This is a genomic window from Nocardiopsis flavescens, from assembly GCF_900141985.1.
In the GTDB taxonomy this organism is placed as follows: Bacteria; Actinomycetota; Actinomycetes; order Streptosporangiales; family Streptosporangiaceae; genus Nocardiopsis; species Nocardiopsis flavescens.
This window is the reverse complement of record NZ_FQZK01000003.1, coordinates 229,482-245,388: the sequence shown is the minus strand read 5'-3', so window position 1 is coordinate 245,388 and position 15,907 is coordinate 229,482. Positions and strand designations below refer to the sequence as shown.

Here is a 15,907-nt window from a genome sequence, read left to right as displayed (position 1 = left end):
GTGTATTCATCGGTCAGGTGCGCAGCCCCAGGGGGCCCCGGCAGGCCCACACGGTCGCCAGGTGACCCGCGGAGCCCGCGACGACCGCCAGGGCCAGGGCGGGGAGGCCCTCGCCCAGGACCCGCTCCGCCGCCAGCGGCAGGGCGCCGAACCACAGCAGGCACCCGCCCGCCGCGACCAGCACCGGCCGCCCCAGCGGGCGCAGGACCACGTGCGACCGCAGCTGCCACAGCGGCAGCGCCTTGCGCACCAGCACCGCCGCCACCAGCGCCAGAGCGCCGCCCACCGCCCCCGCGGCCGGGACCAGCAGCAGGCACCCGCCCACGCTCACCGCCAGCGCCAGCAGGTTGTTGAACAGGTTCGCGCCCGTGCGCCCCGTCATCGTCAGGATCAGGTCGCCCATCCCCAGCAGCGACGCCGCCAGCTGCCCGGCGCAGATCACGACCAGGGCGTCCGCCCCCGCCGCGTAGTCCGCGCCGAACACCCCCATCACCTCGGGTGCGAAGACCAGCGCGGTCAGGTACAGCGGCCAGGTCAGGCACATCAGCCACGACGACCCAGCCGTGTACAGGGCGCGCACCCCGTCGTGGTCTCCGGTGGCCAGCTGCTCGGCGAACCGCGGCTGCGCCGCGGACAGCACCGTCTGCGCCCCGAACTGCCCGACCACCATCACCCGGGTCGCCGCCGTGAACACCGCGGCGCCGGTCAGCCCGCCCAGCAGCGCGGTCAGCACCACGCCTCCGCGCTGCACCCCCATCTGCGCCACCCCCGCCACCGCGCGCGGCAGCGAGAACGACCAGAACTCGGCGGGGGAGACCGGCTCGGGGCCGGACGCGTACCCCGCGTCCGGCCCCGCCGGGGGAGCCGACGGGGCCCCCGCGCCCGCCGCCTCCCCCGGAGCCCCGCGGCGCAGGATCCGCCCCAGCCAGAACCACGCCAGCACCGCCGCGGGCAGGTACGGCCCCGCCCACGCCAGCGCCAGCATCCCCGCCGAACCCGACAGCGCCATCGCCGCCACCAGACCCACCTGCGCCAGCGGCCGCCCCACCTTGTCCAGCAGCGCCGTCGCCGCCATCGCGTGGTGCGCCCGGGTCGCCGCCAGGGCCGTGTCCAGCAGCACCGCGCACGGCAGGAACACCGCCAGCAGCCGCAGGTACACCGCGGCGTCGTCGGTCCCCAGCGCGTCGGCCATCGGCCCGGCGAACGCCGCCATCAGCACCGCCGCCCCGCAGGACACCAGCACCGCCGGGACCGTCGCCAGCCGCACCAGCCGCGGCACCGCGCCCGCCCGGCCCAGCACCCGCAGCCGGGCGATGAAGTACACCAGCCCGTCCGGCGCCCCCACGTTCGCCACCGCCGCCGCGATGAGGAACACCGACGTCGCGGAGAACAGCAGCCCCGCCGCCTCCTGGGAGAAGGCCCGCGTGATCGCCACGATCAGGGCCAGGTTGAGCCCGGCCCCCACCACCGCGCCCGCCATGTTGACCGCGCCGCCCCGCAGTACGCGGCGCAGCCCCGGGTTCCCCCGCTCCGCTACCTCGGTCACGCGCACCACGACGGGGTCCGCCCCCACCACCGGGCCAGCCGCCGGTCGCTCTCGGCGAACCGCTCCGCCAGCTCGGCCCGCAGCGCCTCGGGCATCGCCGCCCGCCCGCGCGCGTTGTGCCGCCCCGGCACCCGGTCCGGCCCCGGCGGCAGTCCCAGGAAGTCCTCGATCCGCCGCAGTTCGCCGACGGTCCCGTCGAACAGCTCGGCGTAGTCCGCCACGTACATCCGGTCCCGGCCCAGGTGCCCCTCCATCCGCTCCAGCTGGTCCGCGTAGCGGCCCCGGGCGATGTACCCGTGGTGCTGGTGGGAGTGGGACACATAGCCCGGCTCGGAGAGCAGCTTCTCCTCCTCCCCGGCCAGGCGCGACTCCTCCAGCTCCACCGCCCGCGCGAAGGGCTCGGTCTCGAACCCGCGCGCCGTCTCGTGCGCGTGCGCCGAGTACGCCCGCTCCACCGGGTCGCGCAGGATCACCACCACCCGCACCCCCGGCAGGTCGCGGGCGATCCGCTCGGCCGCCAGCGGGTGGAACAGGTAGTAGGGGCTGGACTCGAACGCCCGCACCCGGGGCCGCCCCGGACGCTCCCGCAGCGACAGCCGCAGCGGGAAGTGCGACCGGTACCACGCCGTCCCCCGGTGGTGGGCGGTGTCGAAGAAGTGCACCCCCTTGCGCAGCACCGGACCGGTGGCGGCCGGGTTCCCCGACAGGGACTTGAACAGCGACGTCGTCCCGCTGCGCTGCGCGCCGCAGATCAGGAAGTCGGGCAGGGCCCGGGCGGGCCCGGTGACCGTTCCCAGCGCGTCGACGAGCGGGAGGACCGCCCGCCGGGCCGGCGCGGCCAGTCGTCGCGGCAGGGTTGCTGTGCGCTGCGGCATCACATCGACCTCGTCGTTTCCGGGTTCCAGGGTTGGACATGCGTCGGACGGTGCGGGCTCGGTTCGCTCGGGGGCGGTTGCGGGCGGGGGACGGGGCGGAACGGGGCGGGGGCCCGGGAGGGCACGGCTCAGCCGCCGGCGCGGGCGGCCTCGTGCGCCGCCCGCTCCTGGAGGCCCTCCAGGGCGGGCAGCAGCCAGTCGTCGACCGCGGCCAGGTGGACGCCGATCTCGTCCTGGCGGTCGTGCAGGTAGCGGGTGGCCAGGTCGATGAGGTAGAGGGCCATCACCGTGGACACGGTGTGCGCTGCCAGTCCCAGCTCGGCCATGAGCGGGTCGCGCAGCAGCCGGGCGCCGCTCTCCAGCCACCGGTGCACCCCGGGGTGCACCCCCGCCTGCACGGACTCGTTGAGGTCGTAGTGGAGGGCGTCGAACCCGGCGGGCGCGTCCAGCGACAGGCGCTCCCAGTCCCACACGAACGAGCGGCGCGCGGTCCCGGCGATGTTCCACCGGGTCAGGTCCCCGTGCCAGGCGCCGAAGGGCAGGGACACGTCCGGCAGGCCGTGCAGCGCAGCCATCAGCGGCCCCGCCTCCGGACGCGCGCCCAGTGCGGCGATCCGCTCCTCCAGGGCGCCGCGGTACGTGCTCGCCGACAGGCGGCGCCGGCGCACCTCCACCAGGGAGGTGATCTGGGCGACGCAGCGCAGCAGCTGGCGCCGGGTGGGCCGGTCGGTCTGGTCGCCCACCGGCAGCGCCTCCTGCACCAGCAGCGGGCGGCCGTTCCACTCGCCCTGGTACATCAGCCGGGGCACGGTGACGTCGCGCAGCCGGTGGTCGGCCAGCAGGCGCAGCGCCCGCGCCTCGGCCACCACCAGCCGCCCGGTCAGGTCGTTCACGGCGACCTTGGCGTAGCCGATGGTCCGCCCGCCCGGGGTGAGCAGCAGCAGGACCGGCTTGCGGTTGGCCCGCGGCGGCCCCACGTGGATGGCGATGGCCAGCTCGCGGTCCAGCGCCGCCGCGAGCGCGTGCTCGATGCCCGGACCGGCGCCCACGTACAGGCGGTCGCGCAGCAGCAGCGGGGCCATCCCCGAGGCGAACGCCCCGGTCAGCAGCAGTTTGCGCAGCCGCTCCCGCAGGGAGTGCCCCTGGGAGAAGGACGCGATGCCCCGGGTGGCCGCCGACCGGTTGTGCGCGGGCAGGATCACCCGCGGGTCGCAGGCGCTGGGCACCGGCAGGTACTGGTTGCCCCGGCCCCGCCCGCGGGCGGGGCCGGGGCCGTGCCCCAGCAGCCCCCCGCACGGCCACAGCACCGCCGCCAGGTCTGTCAGATAGGTCGTCTCACCGTTCATCGGGACCCCCGCCCGTGCGCGGTCCCGCGGCGGAGCAGGGGCTCCTCGTCCCGCCACAGCAGGGCGACGGCCACCATGGTCACGGCCAGCGGAGACATGAGCGCGACGTAGAAGAACATGTACCAGAAGAGCAGCAGCACGGTGAGCAGGGCGCCCTGGCCCGCGGGCGTCACCGCGGACCGGTACCGCCAGGCCACCGCCGCGAAGAAGCCCAGGAACAGGGCCGTGCCCACCCACCCGCTCGCGACGAGTGTCATCCACAGCTGGCCCGCGTTGCCGATCACGTGCTGGCCGCAGCCGGGGCACTCGGCGGAGGGGCCGATCGCGATGGAGTCGGAGCTGCCCAGGGTCTCCCGGGTGGTGCCCCAGCCCAGCACCGGCGACAGGTCGGCGGCGGCCACCGACGCCGCGTTGGTCGCTGCCCGCCCGTCGTCGCTGTGCGGGGCGTCGGCCCGCGCCCGCACCACGTCGGCCAGCGGGGACAGCGCCAGCACCCCCAGGGCCAGCACCGCGACCAGCGCGCACACCGCCACCGGCAGCACCCGCCCCCGGCGCAGCGCCGCGAACCCCGCGTAGAGCAGTGACAGCGCCAGCCCCACCCACAGCGCCCGGTTGAGCGAGTGCACGACGGGCACCACCGCCAGCAGCATGGCCACGGGCAGGCCCCAGCGCACCCACGGCGGAGCGCCCGCGCGGCCGAGGACGAGCACGGCGGCCCACACCAGCAGCAGGGAGATCATGTACCCCCACACGTTGGTGTACTCCCAGGGCGCCTTGGGGCGCGCCGAGTCGTACCCGAAGATGTCCATCACCTGCGCGGACGCCGGGTGGATGAGGGTCTTCATGAACGGGTCGGAGGCCAGCCCGCCGGGCAGCAGGTACTCCAGCGGCGCGGTGAACTCGAACCGCGGCGCGAGCATCCCCAGGTACCCGCCGGCGATCGTGGCCAGGCCCAGCACCGTCAGCGCCGCCACCACCGCGCGGGTGGGCAGCTCGCGCTTGGTCAGGTTGCCCGCGTACAGCAGCAGCACCGTCAGCACCAGGTAGTTGACGACCCGGAGCACGGCCCCGCCGTAGCCGCCGCTGTCCGGGACGGTGCCCGGCATCTCCAGCGGGACCACGGCCAGGCCCAGCACCGACCACACCAGGAACAGCGCCCACAGCCAGAACGCCGGGGGCACCCGCAGGCCGACCGTCCGGTGGCGGCGCACCAGCTCCACGGCCATCGGGACGGCGAACACCCAGTAGGCGAACTGGCCCAGGCCCAGCGCCCACCACACCGGGTAGCCCGCCAGCAGCCACAGCAGCGGGCGCCCGGAGGACGGGGCCGGGCCCGCGGTGACGGGCACGGCCGCGCCGGTCCCGGCCGCCGCGGGGCCCCGCGCCATCAGCGCCGCGCCCCGGCGACGTCGGCGGGCACCACGACGGTCTCGCCGTCCCCGGCCTCGCCGGGCTCCGCGGCCCCGTCGCGGCCGGCCTCCTCCGCGTCCTGCGCGTCCTGCGCGTCCTCCGCTTCCTGCGGGTCCTGCTCCTTCTCCGCCTTCTCCTGCGGGTCCCCGTCCGCCCGGACGACTCCGGAGGTGGTCCGCCGGGGCGCGGACGGGGCCCCGCCCGCGGGGGCGAGTTCGGGGAGCGGGCCGGGCAGCGGCTGCCGGGGCAGCACGATCACGCCGGGGGCCTCCAGCGCGAACCGGTCGGCGACGGCGAGCAGGTCGGCCAGGTCGGCGCGGAGGGTGCGGCCCAGCTCGACGACCGGGAGCACGAGGTCGGCGGCGCCGGCCACGGCGTGCACGTCGGCGCGCTCGCCGGGCGGCGGCACCGCGACCACGATGTGGTCGGCCTGCTCGCGCAGCAGTCCCAGCAGGTCGCCCATCGCGGTGTCCTGCACCGGTGCGGCAGCCCCCGGCCGCCCGTGGCGCAGCACCCGCAACCGGGGGGCCGCCTCCGGGCGCACCTCCAGGTCGCCGGGGTCCTCGCCGTCGACCAGGGCCTCGGCCAGGCCGGGGCCCTCGGGCAGGCCCAGCAGCTCGCCCACGGTGTCGGACCGCGGGTCGGCGCACACCAGCAGCGTCTCCGAACCCGTCCGGGCCAGGGCCGCGGCGACGTTCACCGCGGCGGCGGTTCCGGACCGGCCGGGCGTGGTGGCCGCGACCACGAGCACGCGGCCCGCCCGCGGGCCCTCCCCGTCCGCGGCGGTCCCGTCCGCGGCGGCCGGGGGCCGTACGGAGCCGCCCGGGCCGGCGCCGCGGGCGCGGACCAGGTGGACCAGGGACTGGACCCGCTGGCCGCCGGTCTCGTTCTCCCCGAGCAGGCCGGGGGTGCGCCCCCCGCGCTGCGGCGCGCAGGAGGACAGGTCGAGCAGCACGGGCAGGCCGCTCAGGCGCCCGGTCTCCTCGGTGTCGTGCAGGCGCCGGTCCAGGCGGTCGCGGACCACGGCCGCGCCCAGCCCGGCCAGCAGGCCCAGGGCGGTGCCCGCGGCCAGCCACAGCGGCGGGTTGGGGGAGGAGGCCCGCTCGGGCAGGTCGGCCGGGGTGATCACCCGGCCGGTCTCGACGGTCCCGCGCAGCGCGGCGAGCGGTGCGATGCCCCCGCCCAGCGCGGTGGCCTCCTGGCGCAGGACCTCGGCGCGGGGGTCGGCGGACGCGGCGCCGCCGGACACCCCGCCCAGCTCCTCCTCCAGGCGCTCACGCTCGCCGCGCAGCGCCTCCAGGTGGGCGCCGATGAGGCCGTCCACGCGTTCGGCCCGCTGCCCGAGGTAGGCCCGGGAGTAGGCGTCGGCCCCGGCCCGGGCGGCCTCGGGGGAGCCCGCGGTGTAGTGGATCTCCAGCACGTTGCTGTTGGAGGGGACGGTGACGTCGACGTTCTCGCGCAGGTCGTCGGCGGTGGCGGGGGAACCGGTGGCCTCGGCGGCGAGTTCGGCCGCCGCGGCGGAGACCTCCTCCGAGCGCAGCACCTGCGCCTCGGTGTCGAGGTTCACGTCGCCCGCCAGGCGGCCGGACCGCTCGCCGGTGAACTCGGCCATCCCGGTCGGCAGTACCTGGACGGCGGCCGTGGAGGTGTAGGCGGAGGGCACCGCGAACACCCCGGCCAGGGCCAGGGCCGCGCCGCCGAGCACCCCGGCGGCCACCGGCCGCCAGCGGCGGCGCAGCAGCGCGGTGTACTCCTTGAGTTCCGGTCCGGGTGATCCGGGGGCGGGGGTGTCCATCAAACCCTCCTGAAGAGGCCACTGGCTTCGATGTGCGGGGAATCGGCCACGCCGTGCGGCGGGTGCGGGCCGGCTCCCCCCGCCGCCGGGGTGGCGGCATGGGGGCGGCCGGGTTCTCGGCCCCCGGGAGTCGACACTTTTAGTGAACGATTGAACACTAAGTGTAGTCCCTTGGGGTGCGTGCTCGATGCCCGGAGAAGGTCCGTTTCCTCTGGAGAACAAGGCCGGAAACAGAACGCGGAGGGGGCGGCGGGTCTCCCCGCCGCCCCCTCCGGGACGTTCTGTACCGCTATGTCATGGTGCTCAGGCGCCGGTGACCCACGAGGGCAGCGCGGTCCCCGAGTTCCAGGCGTCGTCGCACGCCTGCTGGGTGGACACCGTGTGCGCCCGCGCCGAGCAGTCCCGGTACTCGATGAGCTGGTCGTTGAACACCACCGAGACCGCGATCATCGCCAGGGACACCACGACCCCGGCCACGCCCACCGCCACGCTCAGCAGCGCCAGCGGGGCGTCGGACCGGTTGCGCCGGGCGGCCCGCCGCGCCTGGATGCCCTGAACCAGGCCGAACGCGGACAGTACGCCCCCGTAGGGCGGCAGCAGCAGCCCGGCCAGCCCGAAGAACAGGCCCCACAGCCCGCCGCGCTCGACACGGGGGCGGTCGTCCTCGGATCGCGGCTCCGGGCGGTTCTCGGTCAAGGTCTCACTCCTTCGGGGCACCCGCGGCGGATGCCCTCGTCACACTGCGGCTTGAGCGGAGGGTATCCGCCGAAGACGACTTCCGGAGGATCGGGGCCGGTCGGAGGCCCGCGTCACACGTCGTCCCCAAGCCCGCCTCACGTGGGTCCGACGCTACCCGGCCCGATAGGGTGGTGGTGCGGACGGGCCCTCGCACGGCCCAAGCCCGGGATCTGTACCGGGTGTACGCGTTTTCCGGATGCTGCGCCGTCCCCCGGTGCCCCCGGAGTACGGGAGGGGACTCCCGCACCGTTCTCTAGTCACATGGGAGAAGCATTGTCCGCGCGAGTGGTGGTTCTCATATCGGGTACGGGCAGCAACATGGCCGCCCTCCTGGAGGCGGCCCGGGATCCGGCCTACGGGGCCGAGATCGTCGCCGTCGGGGCCGACCGCGAGGGGACCCGGGGCATCGAACGGGCCCGCGAGGCCGGTGTACCCGTGTTCACCGTCCCCTTCCGCGAGTACGCCGACCGCGCCCGCTGGAACGCCGACCTGGCCGAGCACATCGGGGAACACGCTCCCGACCTGGTCGTCTCCGCCGGGTTCATGCGCATCCTCGGCCCCGAGGTCGTGCGCGAGTACGCCGCCGTGAACATCCACCCGGCCCTGCTCCCCTCCTTCCCCGGCGCCCACGCGGTGCGTGACGCGCTCGCCCACGGTGTCCGCGTCACCGGCACCACCATCCACTTCCTCGACGAGGGCGTCGACTCCGGGCCGATCATCGACCAGGTGGCGGTCCCCGTCGAGGACGACGATGACGAGTCCGGCCTCCACGAGCGCATCAAGGGCGTGGAGCGGCGCATGCTGGTCGACACGGTCGGCCGCCTGTCCCGCGAGGGCTGGACCATCGACGGCAGGAAGGTGCGGTTCGGCCGGGCCGACCGCACCGAGCAGAGCGTCGCGGACGCGACCGAACCGAAGGAGAACCGGTGACCCAGCAGGCCATCCGGCGTGCGTTGATCAGCGTGTACGACAAGACCGGCCTGGAGGCCCTGGGCGCGGGCCTGGCCGCGGCCGGGGTGGAGATCGTCTCTACCGGCTCCACCGCCGCGCGGCTGCGCGAGGCGGGCGTCCCCGTCACCGGGGTCGAGGACGTCACGGGATTCCCCGAGATCATGGGCGGCCGGGTCAAGACCCTCCACCCGTCCGTGCACGCCGGGCTCCTCGCCGACCAGAACAACCCCGACCACGTGTCCCAGATCGAGGATCTGGGCATCGCCCCCTTCGACCTGGTCGTGGTCAACCTCTACCCGTTCCGCGAGACCGTCGCCTCGGGCGCCTCCGGGACGGAGTGCGTCGAGCAGATCGACATCGGCGGCCCCGCCATGGTGCGCGCCTCCGCCAAGAACCACTCCAGCGTCGCCGTCGTCGTCGACCCCGCCTCCTACGACTCCGTCCTGGAGGCCGTGCGCGGCGGCGGCTTCACCCTCGACCGCCGCAGGCGCCTGGCCGGGCTGGCGTTCCAGCACACCGCCGCCTACGACGCGGCGGTCGCCGAGTGGTTCTCCGGCACCTACGCGCCCGACGCCGAGGCCGCCGAGACGGCCTGGCCGGACTTCCGGGCCGCCGTCCACACCCGCAAGGCCGTCCTGCGCTACGGCGAGAACCCGCACCAGGGCGCCGCCCTGTACGTTCCGGCGGGCGTGCCCGCGCACGGCCTGGCCGGGGCCGAGCAGCTGCACGGCAAGGCCATGTCGTTCAACAACTACGTGGACACCGACGCCGCCGTGCGCGCCGCCCACGACTTCGACGCCCCCTGCGTCGCCGTCATCAAGCACGCCAACCCGTGCGGCATCGCGGTGGGCGCCGACAACGCCGAGGCCCACCGCAAGGCGCACGCCGCCGACCCGGTGTCGGCGTTCGGCGGGGTCATCGCCACTAACCGCCCGGTGGGCGAGGAGCTGGCCGCGCAGATCTCGGAGGTCTTCACCGAGGTCGTGGCCGCCCCCGGCTTCGAGCCCGCGGCGCTGGACATCCTCACCCGCAAGAAGAACATCCGCCTGCTCAAGGTCGAGGCCGCCGCCGGCCCCGCGGTGGAGACCCGCCTGATCAGCGGCGGGCTGCTCGCCCAGTCGGTCGACCGCATCGACGCCCCGGGCGACGCCCCCGAGAGCTGGACCCTGGCCACCGGTGAGCCCGCCGACGAGGCGACCCTGGCCGACCTGGCCTTCGCCTGGCGGGCGGTGCGCGCCGTCAAGTCCAACGCCATCCTGCTCGCCTCCGACGGCGCCACCGTCGGCGTCGGCATGGGCCAGGTCAACCGGGTCGACTCCGCGCGCCTGGCGGTGTCCCGCGCCGGGGACCGGGTGGCCGGGTCGGTCGCCGCCAGCGACGCCTTCTTCCCCTTCCCCGACGGGCTGGAGATCCTCACCGCGGCCGGGGTGCGCGCCGTCGTGCAGCCCGGCGGCTCGGTCCGCGACGCGGAGGTCGTCGCGGCGGCCGAGGCGGCCGGGGCCACCCTGTACCTGACCGGCACCCGGCACTTCTTCCACTAGGAGACCCAGGCATGAGCGCGATCGTTCTGGACGGCAAGGCCGTCGCCACGTCCATCCGCGAGGAGCTCACCGGCCGGGTGGCCCGCCTGCGCGAGCAGGGCGTCACCCCCGGGCTGGGCACCGTCCTGGTCGGCGACGACCCGGGCAGCCACTCCTACGTCCGCGGCAAGCACCGCGACTGCGCCCAGGTCGGCATCGCGAGCATCCGGCGCGACCTGCCCGGCGACGCCACCCAGGAGCAGGTGGAGCAGGCCGTCCGCGAACTCAACGAGGACCCGGCCTGCACCGGCTACATCGTGCAGCTGCCCCTGCCCCGGGGCCTGGACGAGAACCGGGTGCTGGGCCTGATCGACCCGGTCAAGGACGCCGACGGGCTCCAGCCCTCCAACCTCGGCAGGCTGGTGCTGATGCAGGAGGCCCCGCTGCCCTGCACCCCGCGCGGCATCGTCGAGCTGCTCCACCGCTACGACGTCCCCCTCAAGGGCGCCGAGGTGGTCGTGGTCGGCCGCGGTGTCACCGTGGGCCGCCCGCTGGGGCTGCTGCTGACCCGCCGGTCGGAGAACGCCACCGTCACCCTGTGCCACACCGGCACCCGCGACCTCGCCGAGCACACCCGCCGCGCCGACATCATCGTCGCCGGGGCCGGGGTGCCCGGGCTCATCACCCCCGACATGGTGCGCCCTGGCGCGGCCGTGCTGGACGTGGGCGTCTCGCGCACGGAGGACGGCCTGGTCGGGGACGTCGTCCCGGACGTGGCCGGGGTGGCCGGGCACATCTCGCCCAACCCCGGCGGGGTGGGCCCGATGACCCGCGCGATGCTGCTGGTCAACGTGGTCGAGGCGGCCGAGCGGCAGGTCGCCGCGCGGGGCTGACCCGCGTCCTCGCGCACGGGGCGGTGGTCCGGACGGGCCGCCGCCCCGCGCCCGTCGGCGGGGGCGGCCCCCGGCCTCAGCCGGCGGCGCGCCGGGTGTGGTGGCCGACCGGCAGCGGGCGCACCAGCCCCAGCGCGACCACCTCGTTGGCCAGCCGGGTGCGCCGGTTCTGGCCCTCGGGGATGCGGAACTTCTGGTACAGCCGGAGCAGGTGCTGCTTGACCGCCGCCTCGGTCACCACCAGCACCTCGGCGATGTCGCGGGCGGTCGCCGGAGCGACGAACGCCTCCTCCGACAGGGCGGGCTGGCACAGCGCCGTCAGCACGTCCAGCTCCCGGCGGGTCAGCTCGGGGGCGGCGCTGCGGCGCAGCTCCACGTCCGGGCTGATCTGCTCCTGGGGCAGGCCGCCGACCCGGCAGCGGGCGGTGCCGAAACTTACCACGTCGCCCTCTTCCAGGACGCGCCGGGCGATCGGCCGGCCGTTGACCCGGGTGCCGTTGCGGGACAGGCCCATGTCCACCACGTACACGTAGGGGCCGCGGCGGACCAGCTCGGCGTGGAGCAGCGAGACGCTGGGGTCGTCGAGGCGGATGTCGGCACCCTCGCCGCGGCCGACCGTGGTGACCTCGTCCGCGAGCTCGCGGATCTCGCCGGACTCCTCGACCCGGAGGTAGGGCCCGTCCACGGTGCCTCCTGCCGGGCTCGTGTGGCGCTGCCGGTGGGTGTGCGGACGACGGTGGGGTCGAGGGGTCGCGGTTCGGGGGGTGGGCTTCATGGGGGTGGGTCCTCGCTCACCTGTGCACTCGTCTCCAGCTGGGTTACCCGGCTGCCGAGCGTTCTACGCGCTTACTCCGGAGTTAGGCGGATAAGGCGCGGAAATACGGCTCTGTGTCCGAACCGGAAGCGGGAAACGGTCGCGGTGGCCCTCCGCGGGCCGCCGGGCCGTTTCCGTGAGCCCTGAGGCGTCGGCGACACGGATCAATACAATGGCCCTGACCCTCCCGGTCCGAGACCACGGTCGGCCACCGGAGCCACCTGGAACATGAGCCGTTCCGCCCCGGTGCTCCGTTTCGGACACCCGCGCGTCGACGCGTGGCCGGTCTGTGCCAGTTCCGGGCGGGGGATCGTGGACCAGGCGGAACGGAGCGCGGTGAACAGGGTGGAGCTGGCGGAGTTGTCGGACACGGACGAGGGGACCCCGGTACCGCAGGAGAGGCCGGCTCCGGCCTGGCTGGTCCAGGTGCCGTACATCCTCGTGCTGTCCGCGCTGGCCGCGGGGATCGTCATCGTGGCCGCGGCCTATTTCAAGCGGGGGCCGGCCGTCATCGCGGGCGCCCTGCTGCTGGCCTCGGCCTTTCGGGCCTTCCTGCCCGACGCGTGGATCGGCATGCTCGCCGTCCGCCGCCGCTGGATCGACGTCGCCACGCTGGCCACCATGGCGGTGCTGCTCATCGTGCTCGCATGGGTGGCGCCGCAATTGTCATCGTAAGCGTCTAATAAGCTTGATATCGAGATACCGCGACACCGACGAGCCACCCCCTCCCCGGAGAGCACGGACCGGGCGGGACCGGGGGATCGCCGCGCGCGCACGCCGGGACCCGGCCGCGGGCCGGGCCCCGACCACCGCCGCACGAGGTGGTGGCGAAGACTGAAGGGACAGCCACACAGCCATGGCCAAGATCAAGGTCGAGAACCCCGTAGTCGAGCTCGACGGCGACGAGATGACCCGGATCATCTGGTCCTTCATCAAGGACCGCCTGATCCTTCCGTACCTCGACGTCGACCTGAAGTACTACGACCTGGGCATCGAGGAGCGCGACCGCACCGATGACCAGATCACCGTCGACGCCGCCAACGCCATCAAGCAGTACGGCGTCGGCGTCAAGTGCGCCACCATCACCCCGGACGAGGCCCGGGTCGAGGAGTTCGGCCTGAAGAAGATGTGGCGGTCGCCCAACGGCACCATCCGCAACATCCTCGGCGGCGTCGTCTTCCGCGAGCCGATCATCTGTGAGAACGTGCCGCGCCTGGTCTCGGGCTGGACCAAGCCGATCATCATCGGCCGCCACGCCCACGGCGACCAGTACAAGGCCACCGACTTCAAGGTCCCCGGCCCCGGTACCGTCACGATGACCTACACCCCGGCCGACGGCAGCGAGCCGGTCGAGTTCGAGGTCGCGAACTTCCCCGAGGCCGGCGGCGTGGCCATGGGCATGTACAACTACCGCAAGTCCATCGAGGACTTCGCGCGGGCCAGCCTGGACTACGGCCTGGACCGGAACTACCCGGTGTACATGTCCACCAAGAACACGATCCTCAAGGCCTACGACGGCATGTTCAAGGACGTGTTCCAGGAGATCTACGAGGCCGAGTTCAAGGAGCGGTTCGAGAAGGCCGGCCTCACCTACGAGCACCGCCTCATCGACGACATGGTCGCCGCCGCGCTCAAGTGGGAGGGCGGCTACGTCTGGGCCTGCAAGAACTACGACGGCGACGTCCAGTCCGACACCGTCGCGCAGGGCTTCGGCTCCCTGGGCCTGATGACCTCCGTGCTGCGCACCGCCGACGGCCGGACCGTCGAGGCCGAGGCCGCGCACGGCACCGTCACCCGCCACTACCGGCAGCACCAGCAGGGCAAGCCCACCTCCACCAACCCGATCGCCTCCATCTTCGCGTGGACCCGCGGTCTGGAGCACCGGGCCAAGCTGGACAACACCCCCAAGCTGGCGGAGTTCGCCACCAGCCTGGAGGACGTCGTCATCAAGACCGTCGAGGGCGGCCAGATGACCAAGGACCTCGCGCTCCTGGTCGGCTCCGAGCAGGAGTGGCTGACCACCGAGGCGTTCCTCGCCGCCCTGGACGAGAACCTCGCCAAGCGCCTCGCCTAGGAGGCGCCCCGCCCCGGCCGCCCGCCGCCGCCCGTGGGGGCGGTGCGGCGGGGGGACCGGGGTGCGGGGGCGTCCCGGCGGTCTTCTGAGCCGACTCCGCCGGTGACCTTCGCCACGTCCGGCCGTCTCCCGCGGGGGACGGCCGGACGCTTTCCGTCACCATCCGGGCACTCTCGATGAATTTCCTCGGCGTGTTTCCCCGATTCTGCGGACATCCGCGTTCCGAGGGTGGGAGGATGACTGCATCGGGTCACGGAGCCAGTGCGACGTAGGACACGTGAACTCGATTCGCACCTTGTGCGAACTTTGACTTACAGTGGAGACACGCCGGTGAGAACCGGCAGGCCAGAGCGGGTTTTTCCGCTCAGGCCCCACGAACCGACGTACCGGCCGTGCGCCCGCTGGGGGGTAGGCGCGCACAGTACGGAACGTCACGAAGAAGGGCCCGGTGCTTCGGCACCGGGCCCTTCGCCTTTCCCGGGGCCCCGCGGCCGCCCGCCCCGCCCCTGCCGTCCGCGGCTCTCCGGGGCCCGGGCGGCGGGCCCCGCCGACCGCCGTCCGCGGTTCTCCGGGCCGGGGAACGGGGCGGCCCCCGCCGTCGGGGAGCGACGGCGGGGGCCGGAGGCGGGAGGGGGCGGTCCGGTGTCAGTCCTGGAAGGCGCTCTCGGGGATCGGCTCGCCCTCGCGCATCGCCGCGAACATCTCCTCGGAGCGGGCCTCGTCCCACTGGACGACCGAGCCCACGTCGGGCAGCGTCGGGGTGGCGCCCACCGGGATCGCGGTCGTCTGCGTGCCGCCCCGCATGGCCAGCAGCATCGTCGCCAGGTGGCGCAGCTTGTCGCCCTCGTCCACCACGAACATGTCCGTGCCCTCCAGCACCAGCGGAACCGACTGGAACGGGTTGAACAGGGTGCCCGGGGCGCTCGCCTCCTCCACCAGCGCGGAGAAGAACTCCCGCTGGCGGGCGATCCGGTCCAGGTCGGCGCGCGGGGTGGCGCGGGTGCGCACGTACCCGAGCGCGGTGCCGCCGTCCATCGTCTGGCAGCCCGCCTCGATGTCCAGGCCCGCCTTGGGGTCCTCCATCGGCTCCTCGGGGCACAGCTCCACGCCGCCGACCGCGTCGACCAGGCCGACGAACCCGCCCATGCCGATCTCCACGTAGTGGTCCACCCGCACGCCCGAGGCCTGCTCGAAGGTCTGCACCAGCGGCGCCGGGCCGCCGCAGACCTCCTCGCCCTCGTCGTCGGTGCCGCAGACGGCGTCCGCGAAGGAGGCGTTGATCTTGTTGGCCGCGAAGCCGGGGATGGCCAGCGGCACGTAGGAGTCGCGGGGGACGCTGACGATGGTGGGCTCGGCCTCGTCGGTGTCGGGGATGTACAGCAGCATGATCGTGTCCGTGCGGCGGCCCTCGGCCCGGCCGGTGGCCAGCTCCTGGATCTGGTCGTCGTCCAGGCCGTCCCGGCTGTCGGAGCCCACGATCATGAACACGTCGCCGTCCTGGCGGTCGGGGCGCCCCTCGTAGTCCTGGAGGGCGTCGACCCGCTGGAGCCTGGCGTTGGACCACAGGTAGAACCAGGCGGGCACGACCAGCACGACGAACAGCAGGACCACCAGGGCCACCACGGTCACGTTGCGCGCGTTGCGCGCCTGCCTGCGGCGCCGCCGCCGGTTGCGGCCGGTGCCGTCGTACTCGCGTCCGGCGTGGTGCGTGCGCCGCTGCGGACGCTCCCGCCGCAGCGGCGGGACCTCGTCGGCGTCGGGGATCCGCCGGGACTCCCCGACGACCCGCTGCTCCGACTCCCGGGCCCGGTAGAGCTTCTCGAACGCCTCGGGCCCGTCGTCGGCGCCCTTGCGCCGGAACACGCCCTGTCTGTCGTGCTCACCGGTCGGGTCGGAGCCTCCCCGGCGTCCTCGGTCTGCCATCGAACCGCCTATCTCCTCCGCT

13 protein-coding genes are annotated in these 15,907 nt (G+C 74.5%); 5 read left to right on the top strand and 8 right to left on the bottom strand.

The genetic code is table 11. The features are described 5' to 3' along the window. Nucleotides 1-13: 13 nt before the first annotated feature. From BUE45_RS07780 to BUE45_RS07755, 6 genes are all read right to left on the bottom strand, one after another. The gene (locus BUE45_RS07780; protein ID WP_073377463.1) at nucleotides 14-1,573 is read right to left on the bottom strand and encodes a lipopolysaccharide biosynthesis protein; all 1,560 of its coding nucleotides are present in this window, start codon (nucleotides 1,571-1,573) and stop codon (nucleotides 14-16) included. Further along, the gene (locus tag BUE45_RS07775; RefSeq protein ID WP_073376924.1) at nucleotides 1,543-2,421 is read right to left on the bottom strand and encodes a sulfotransferase domain-containing protein; all 879 of its coding nucleotides are present in this window, start codon (nucleotides 2,419-2,421) and stop codon (nucleotides 1,543-1,545) included. The genes BUE45_RS07780 and BUE45_RS07775 overlap by 31 nt, the downstream gene beginning before the upstream one ends. 128 nt (nucleotides 2,422-2,549) lie before the next feature. Continuing rightward, nucleotides 2,550-3,767 carry a phosphotransferase gene (locus BUE45_RS07770; RefSeq protein WP_073376922.1) on the bottom strand — a complete coding sequence of 406 codons (1,218 nt, stop codon included), beginning with the start codon at nucleotides 3,765-3,767 and terminating at the stop codon, nucleotides 2,550-2,552. Further along, on the bottom strand, nucleotides 3,764-5,155 hold the full coding sequence (locus BUE45_RS07765; protein WP_073376920.1) for an O-antigen ligase family protein: 1,392 nt from the start codon (nucleotides 5,153-5,155) through the stop codon (nucleotides 3,764-3,766). The genes BUE45_RS07770 and BUE45_RS07765 overlap by 4 nt, the downstream gene beginning before the upstream one ends. Further along, nucleotides 5,155-6,972, bottom strand: coding sequence for a chain length determinant family protein (locus BUE45_RS07760; protein ID WP_073376918.1), 1,818 nt, complete (start codon nucleotides 6,970-6,972; stop codon nucleotides 5,155-5,157). Before BUE45_RS07760 ends, BUE45_RS07765 begins: the two co-directional genes overlap by 1 nt. A 303-nt stretch (nucleotides 6,973-7,275) precedes the next feature. Further along, nucleotides 7,276-7,668, bottom strand: coding sequence for a hypothetical protein (locus BUE45_RS07755; RefSeq protein ID WP_073376916.1), 393 nt, complete (start codon nucleotides 7,666-7,668; stop codon nucleotides 7,276-7,278). A gap of 327 nt (nucleotides 7,669-7,995) precedes the next feature. Here BUE45_RS07755 and purN point away from each other — a divergent pair, with 327 nt between their 5' ends. From purN to BUE45_RS07740, 3 genes are read left to right on the top strand one after another with little or no spacing between them, the layout of a single operon-like run. Continuing rightward, nucleotides 7,996-8,640 (top strand): phosphoribosylglycinamide formyltransferase, encoded by a 645-nt coding sequence (gene purN, locus BUE45_RS07750; RefSeq protein ID WP_073376914.1) that lies wholly within the window; start codon nucleotides 7,996-7,998, stop codon nucleotides 8,638-8,640. Then, entirely contained in the window at nucleotides 8,637-10,202 is a 1,566-nt protein-coding gene (gene purH, locus BUE45_RS07745) for a bifunctional phosphoribosylaminoimidazolecarboxamide formyltransferase/IMP cyclohydrolase (RefSeq protein WP_073376912.1), read from the top strand. The genes purN and purH overlap by 4 nt, the downstream gene beginning before the upstream one ends. Nucleotides 10,203-10,213: 11 nt before the next feature. Next, nucleotides 10,214-11,074 (top strand): bifunctional methylenetetrahydrofolate dehydrogenase/methenyltetrahydrofolate cyclohydrolase, encoded by an 861-nt coding sequence (locus tag BUE45_RS07740; RefSeq protein ID WP_073376910.1) that lies wholly within the window; start codon nucleotides 10,214-10,216, stop codon nucleotides 11,072-11,074. 76 nt (nucleotides 11,075-11,150) lie between these two features. On the opposite strand, the gene BUE45_RS07735 is transcribed toward BUE45_RS07740, so the two are convergent. Further along, complete coding sequence (locus tag BUE45_RS07735; RefSeq protein WP_073376908.1) at nucleotides 11,151-11,759, bottom strand: FHA domain-containing protein; 609 nt, start codon at nucleotides 11,757-11,759, stop codon at nucleotides 11,151-11,153. Nucleotides 11,760-12,224: 465 nt separating this feature from the next. On the opposite strand from BUE45_RS07735, the gene BUE45_RS07730 reads away from it, so the two are divergent. Both BUE45_RS07730 and BUE45_RS07725 read left to right on the top strand, forming a co-directional pair. Continuing rightward, nucleotides 12,225-12,563: a DUF3017 domain-containing protein gene (locus tag BUE45_RS07730; protein WP_378658330.1), complete on the top strand. Its 339-nt coding sequence runs from the start codon at nucleotides 12,225-12,227 to the stop codon at nucleotides 12,561-12,563. 181 nt (nucleotides 12,564-12,744) lie between these two features. Next, nucleotides 12,745-13,962 (top strand): NADP-dependent isocitrate dehydrogenase, encoded by a 1,218-nt coding sequence (locus BUE45_RS07725; RefSeq protein ID WP_073376906.1) that lies wholly within the window; start codon nucleotides 12,745-12,747, stop codon nucleotides 13,960-13,962. 645 nt (nucleotides 13,963-14,607) lie between these two features. On the opposite strand, the gene BUE45_RS07720 is transcribed toward BUE45_RS07725, so the two are convergent. Further along, nucleotides 14,608-15,885, bottom strand: a complete 1,278-nt coding sequence (locus BUE45_RS07720; protein WP_073376904.1) for an LCP family protein — start codon at nucleotides 15,883-15,885, stop codon at nucleotides 14,608-14,610. Nucleotides 15,886-15,907 lie beyond the last annotated feature (22 nt).

Bases quoted from the DNA above. Each gene is read 5' to 3' on its own strand.
- BUE45_RS07775 (WP_073376924.1), bottom strand. From the start codon at position 2,421: ATGCCGCAGCGCACAGCAACCCTGCCGCGACGACTGGCCGCGCCGGCC.
- BUE45_RS07770 (WP_073376922.1), bottom strand. From the start codon at position 3,767: ATGAACGGTGAGACGACCTATCTGACAGACCTGGCGGCGGTGCTGTGG.
- BUE45_RS07765 (WP_073376920.1), bottom strand. From the start codon at position 5,155: ATGGCGCGGGGCCCCGCGGCGGCCGGGACCGGCGCGGCCGTGCCCGTC.
- BUE45_RS07760 (WP_073376918.1), bottom strand. From the start codon at position 6,972: ATGGACACCCCCGCCCCCGGATCACCCGGACCGGAACTCAAGGAGTAC.
- BUE45_RS07740 (WP_073376910.1), top strand. From the start codon at position 10,214: ATGAGCGCGATCGTTCTGGACGGCAAGGCCGTCGCCACGTCCATCCGC.
- BUE45_RS07725 (WP_073376906.1), top strand. From the start codon at position 12,745: ATGGCCAAGATCAAGGTCGAGAACCCCGTAGTCGAGCTCGACGGCGAC.
- BUE45_RS07720 (WP_073376904.1), bottom strand. From the start codon at position 15,885: ATGGCAGACCGAGGACGCCGGGGAGGCTCCGACCCGACCGGTGAGCAC.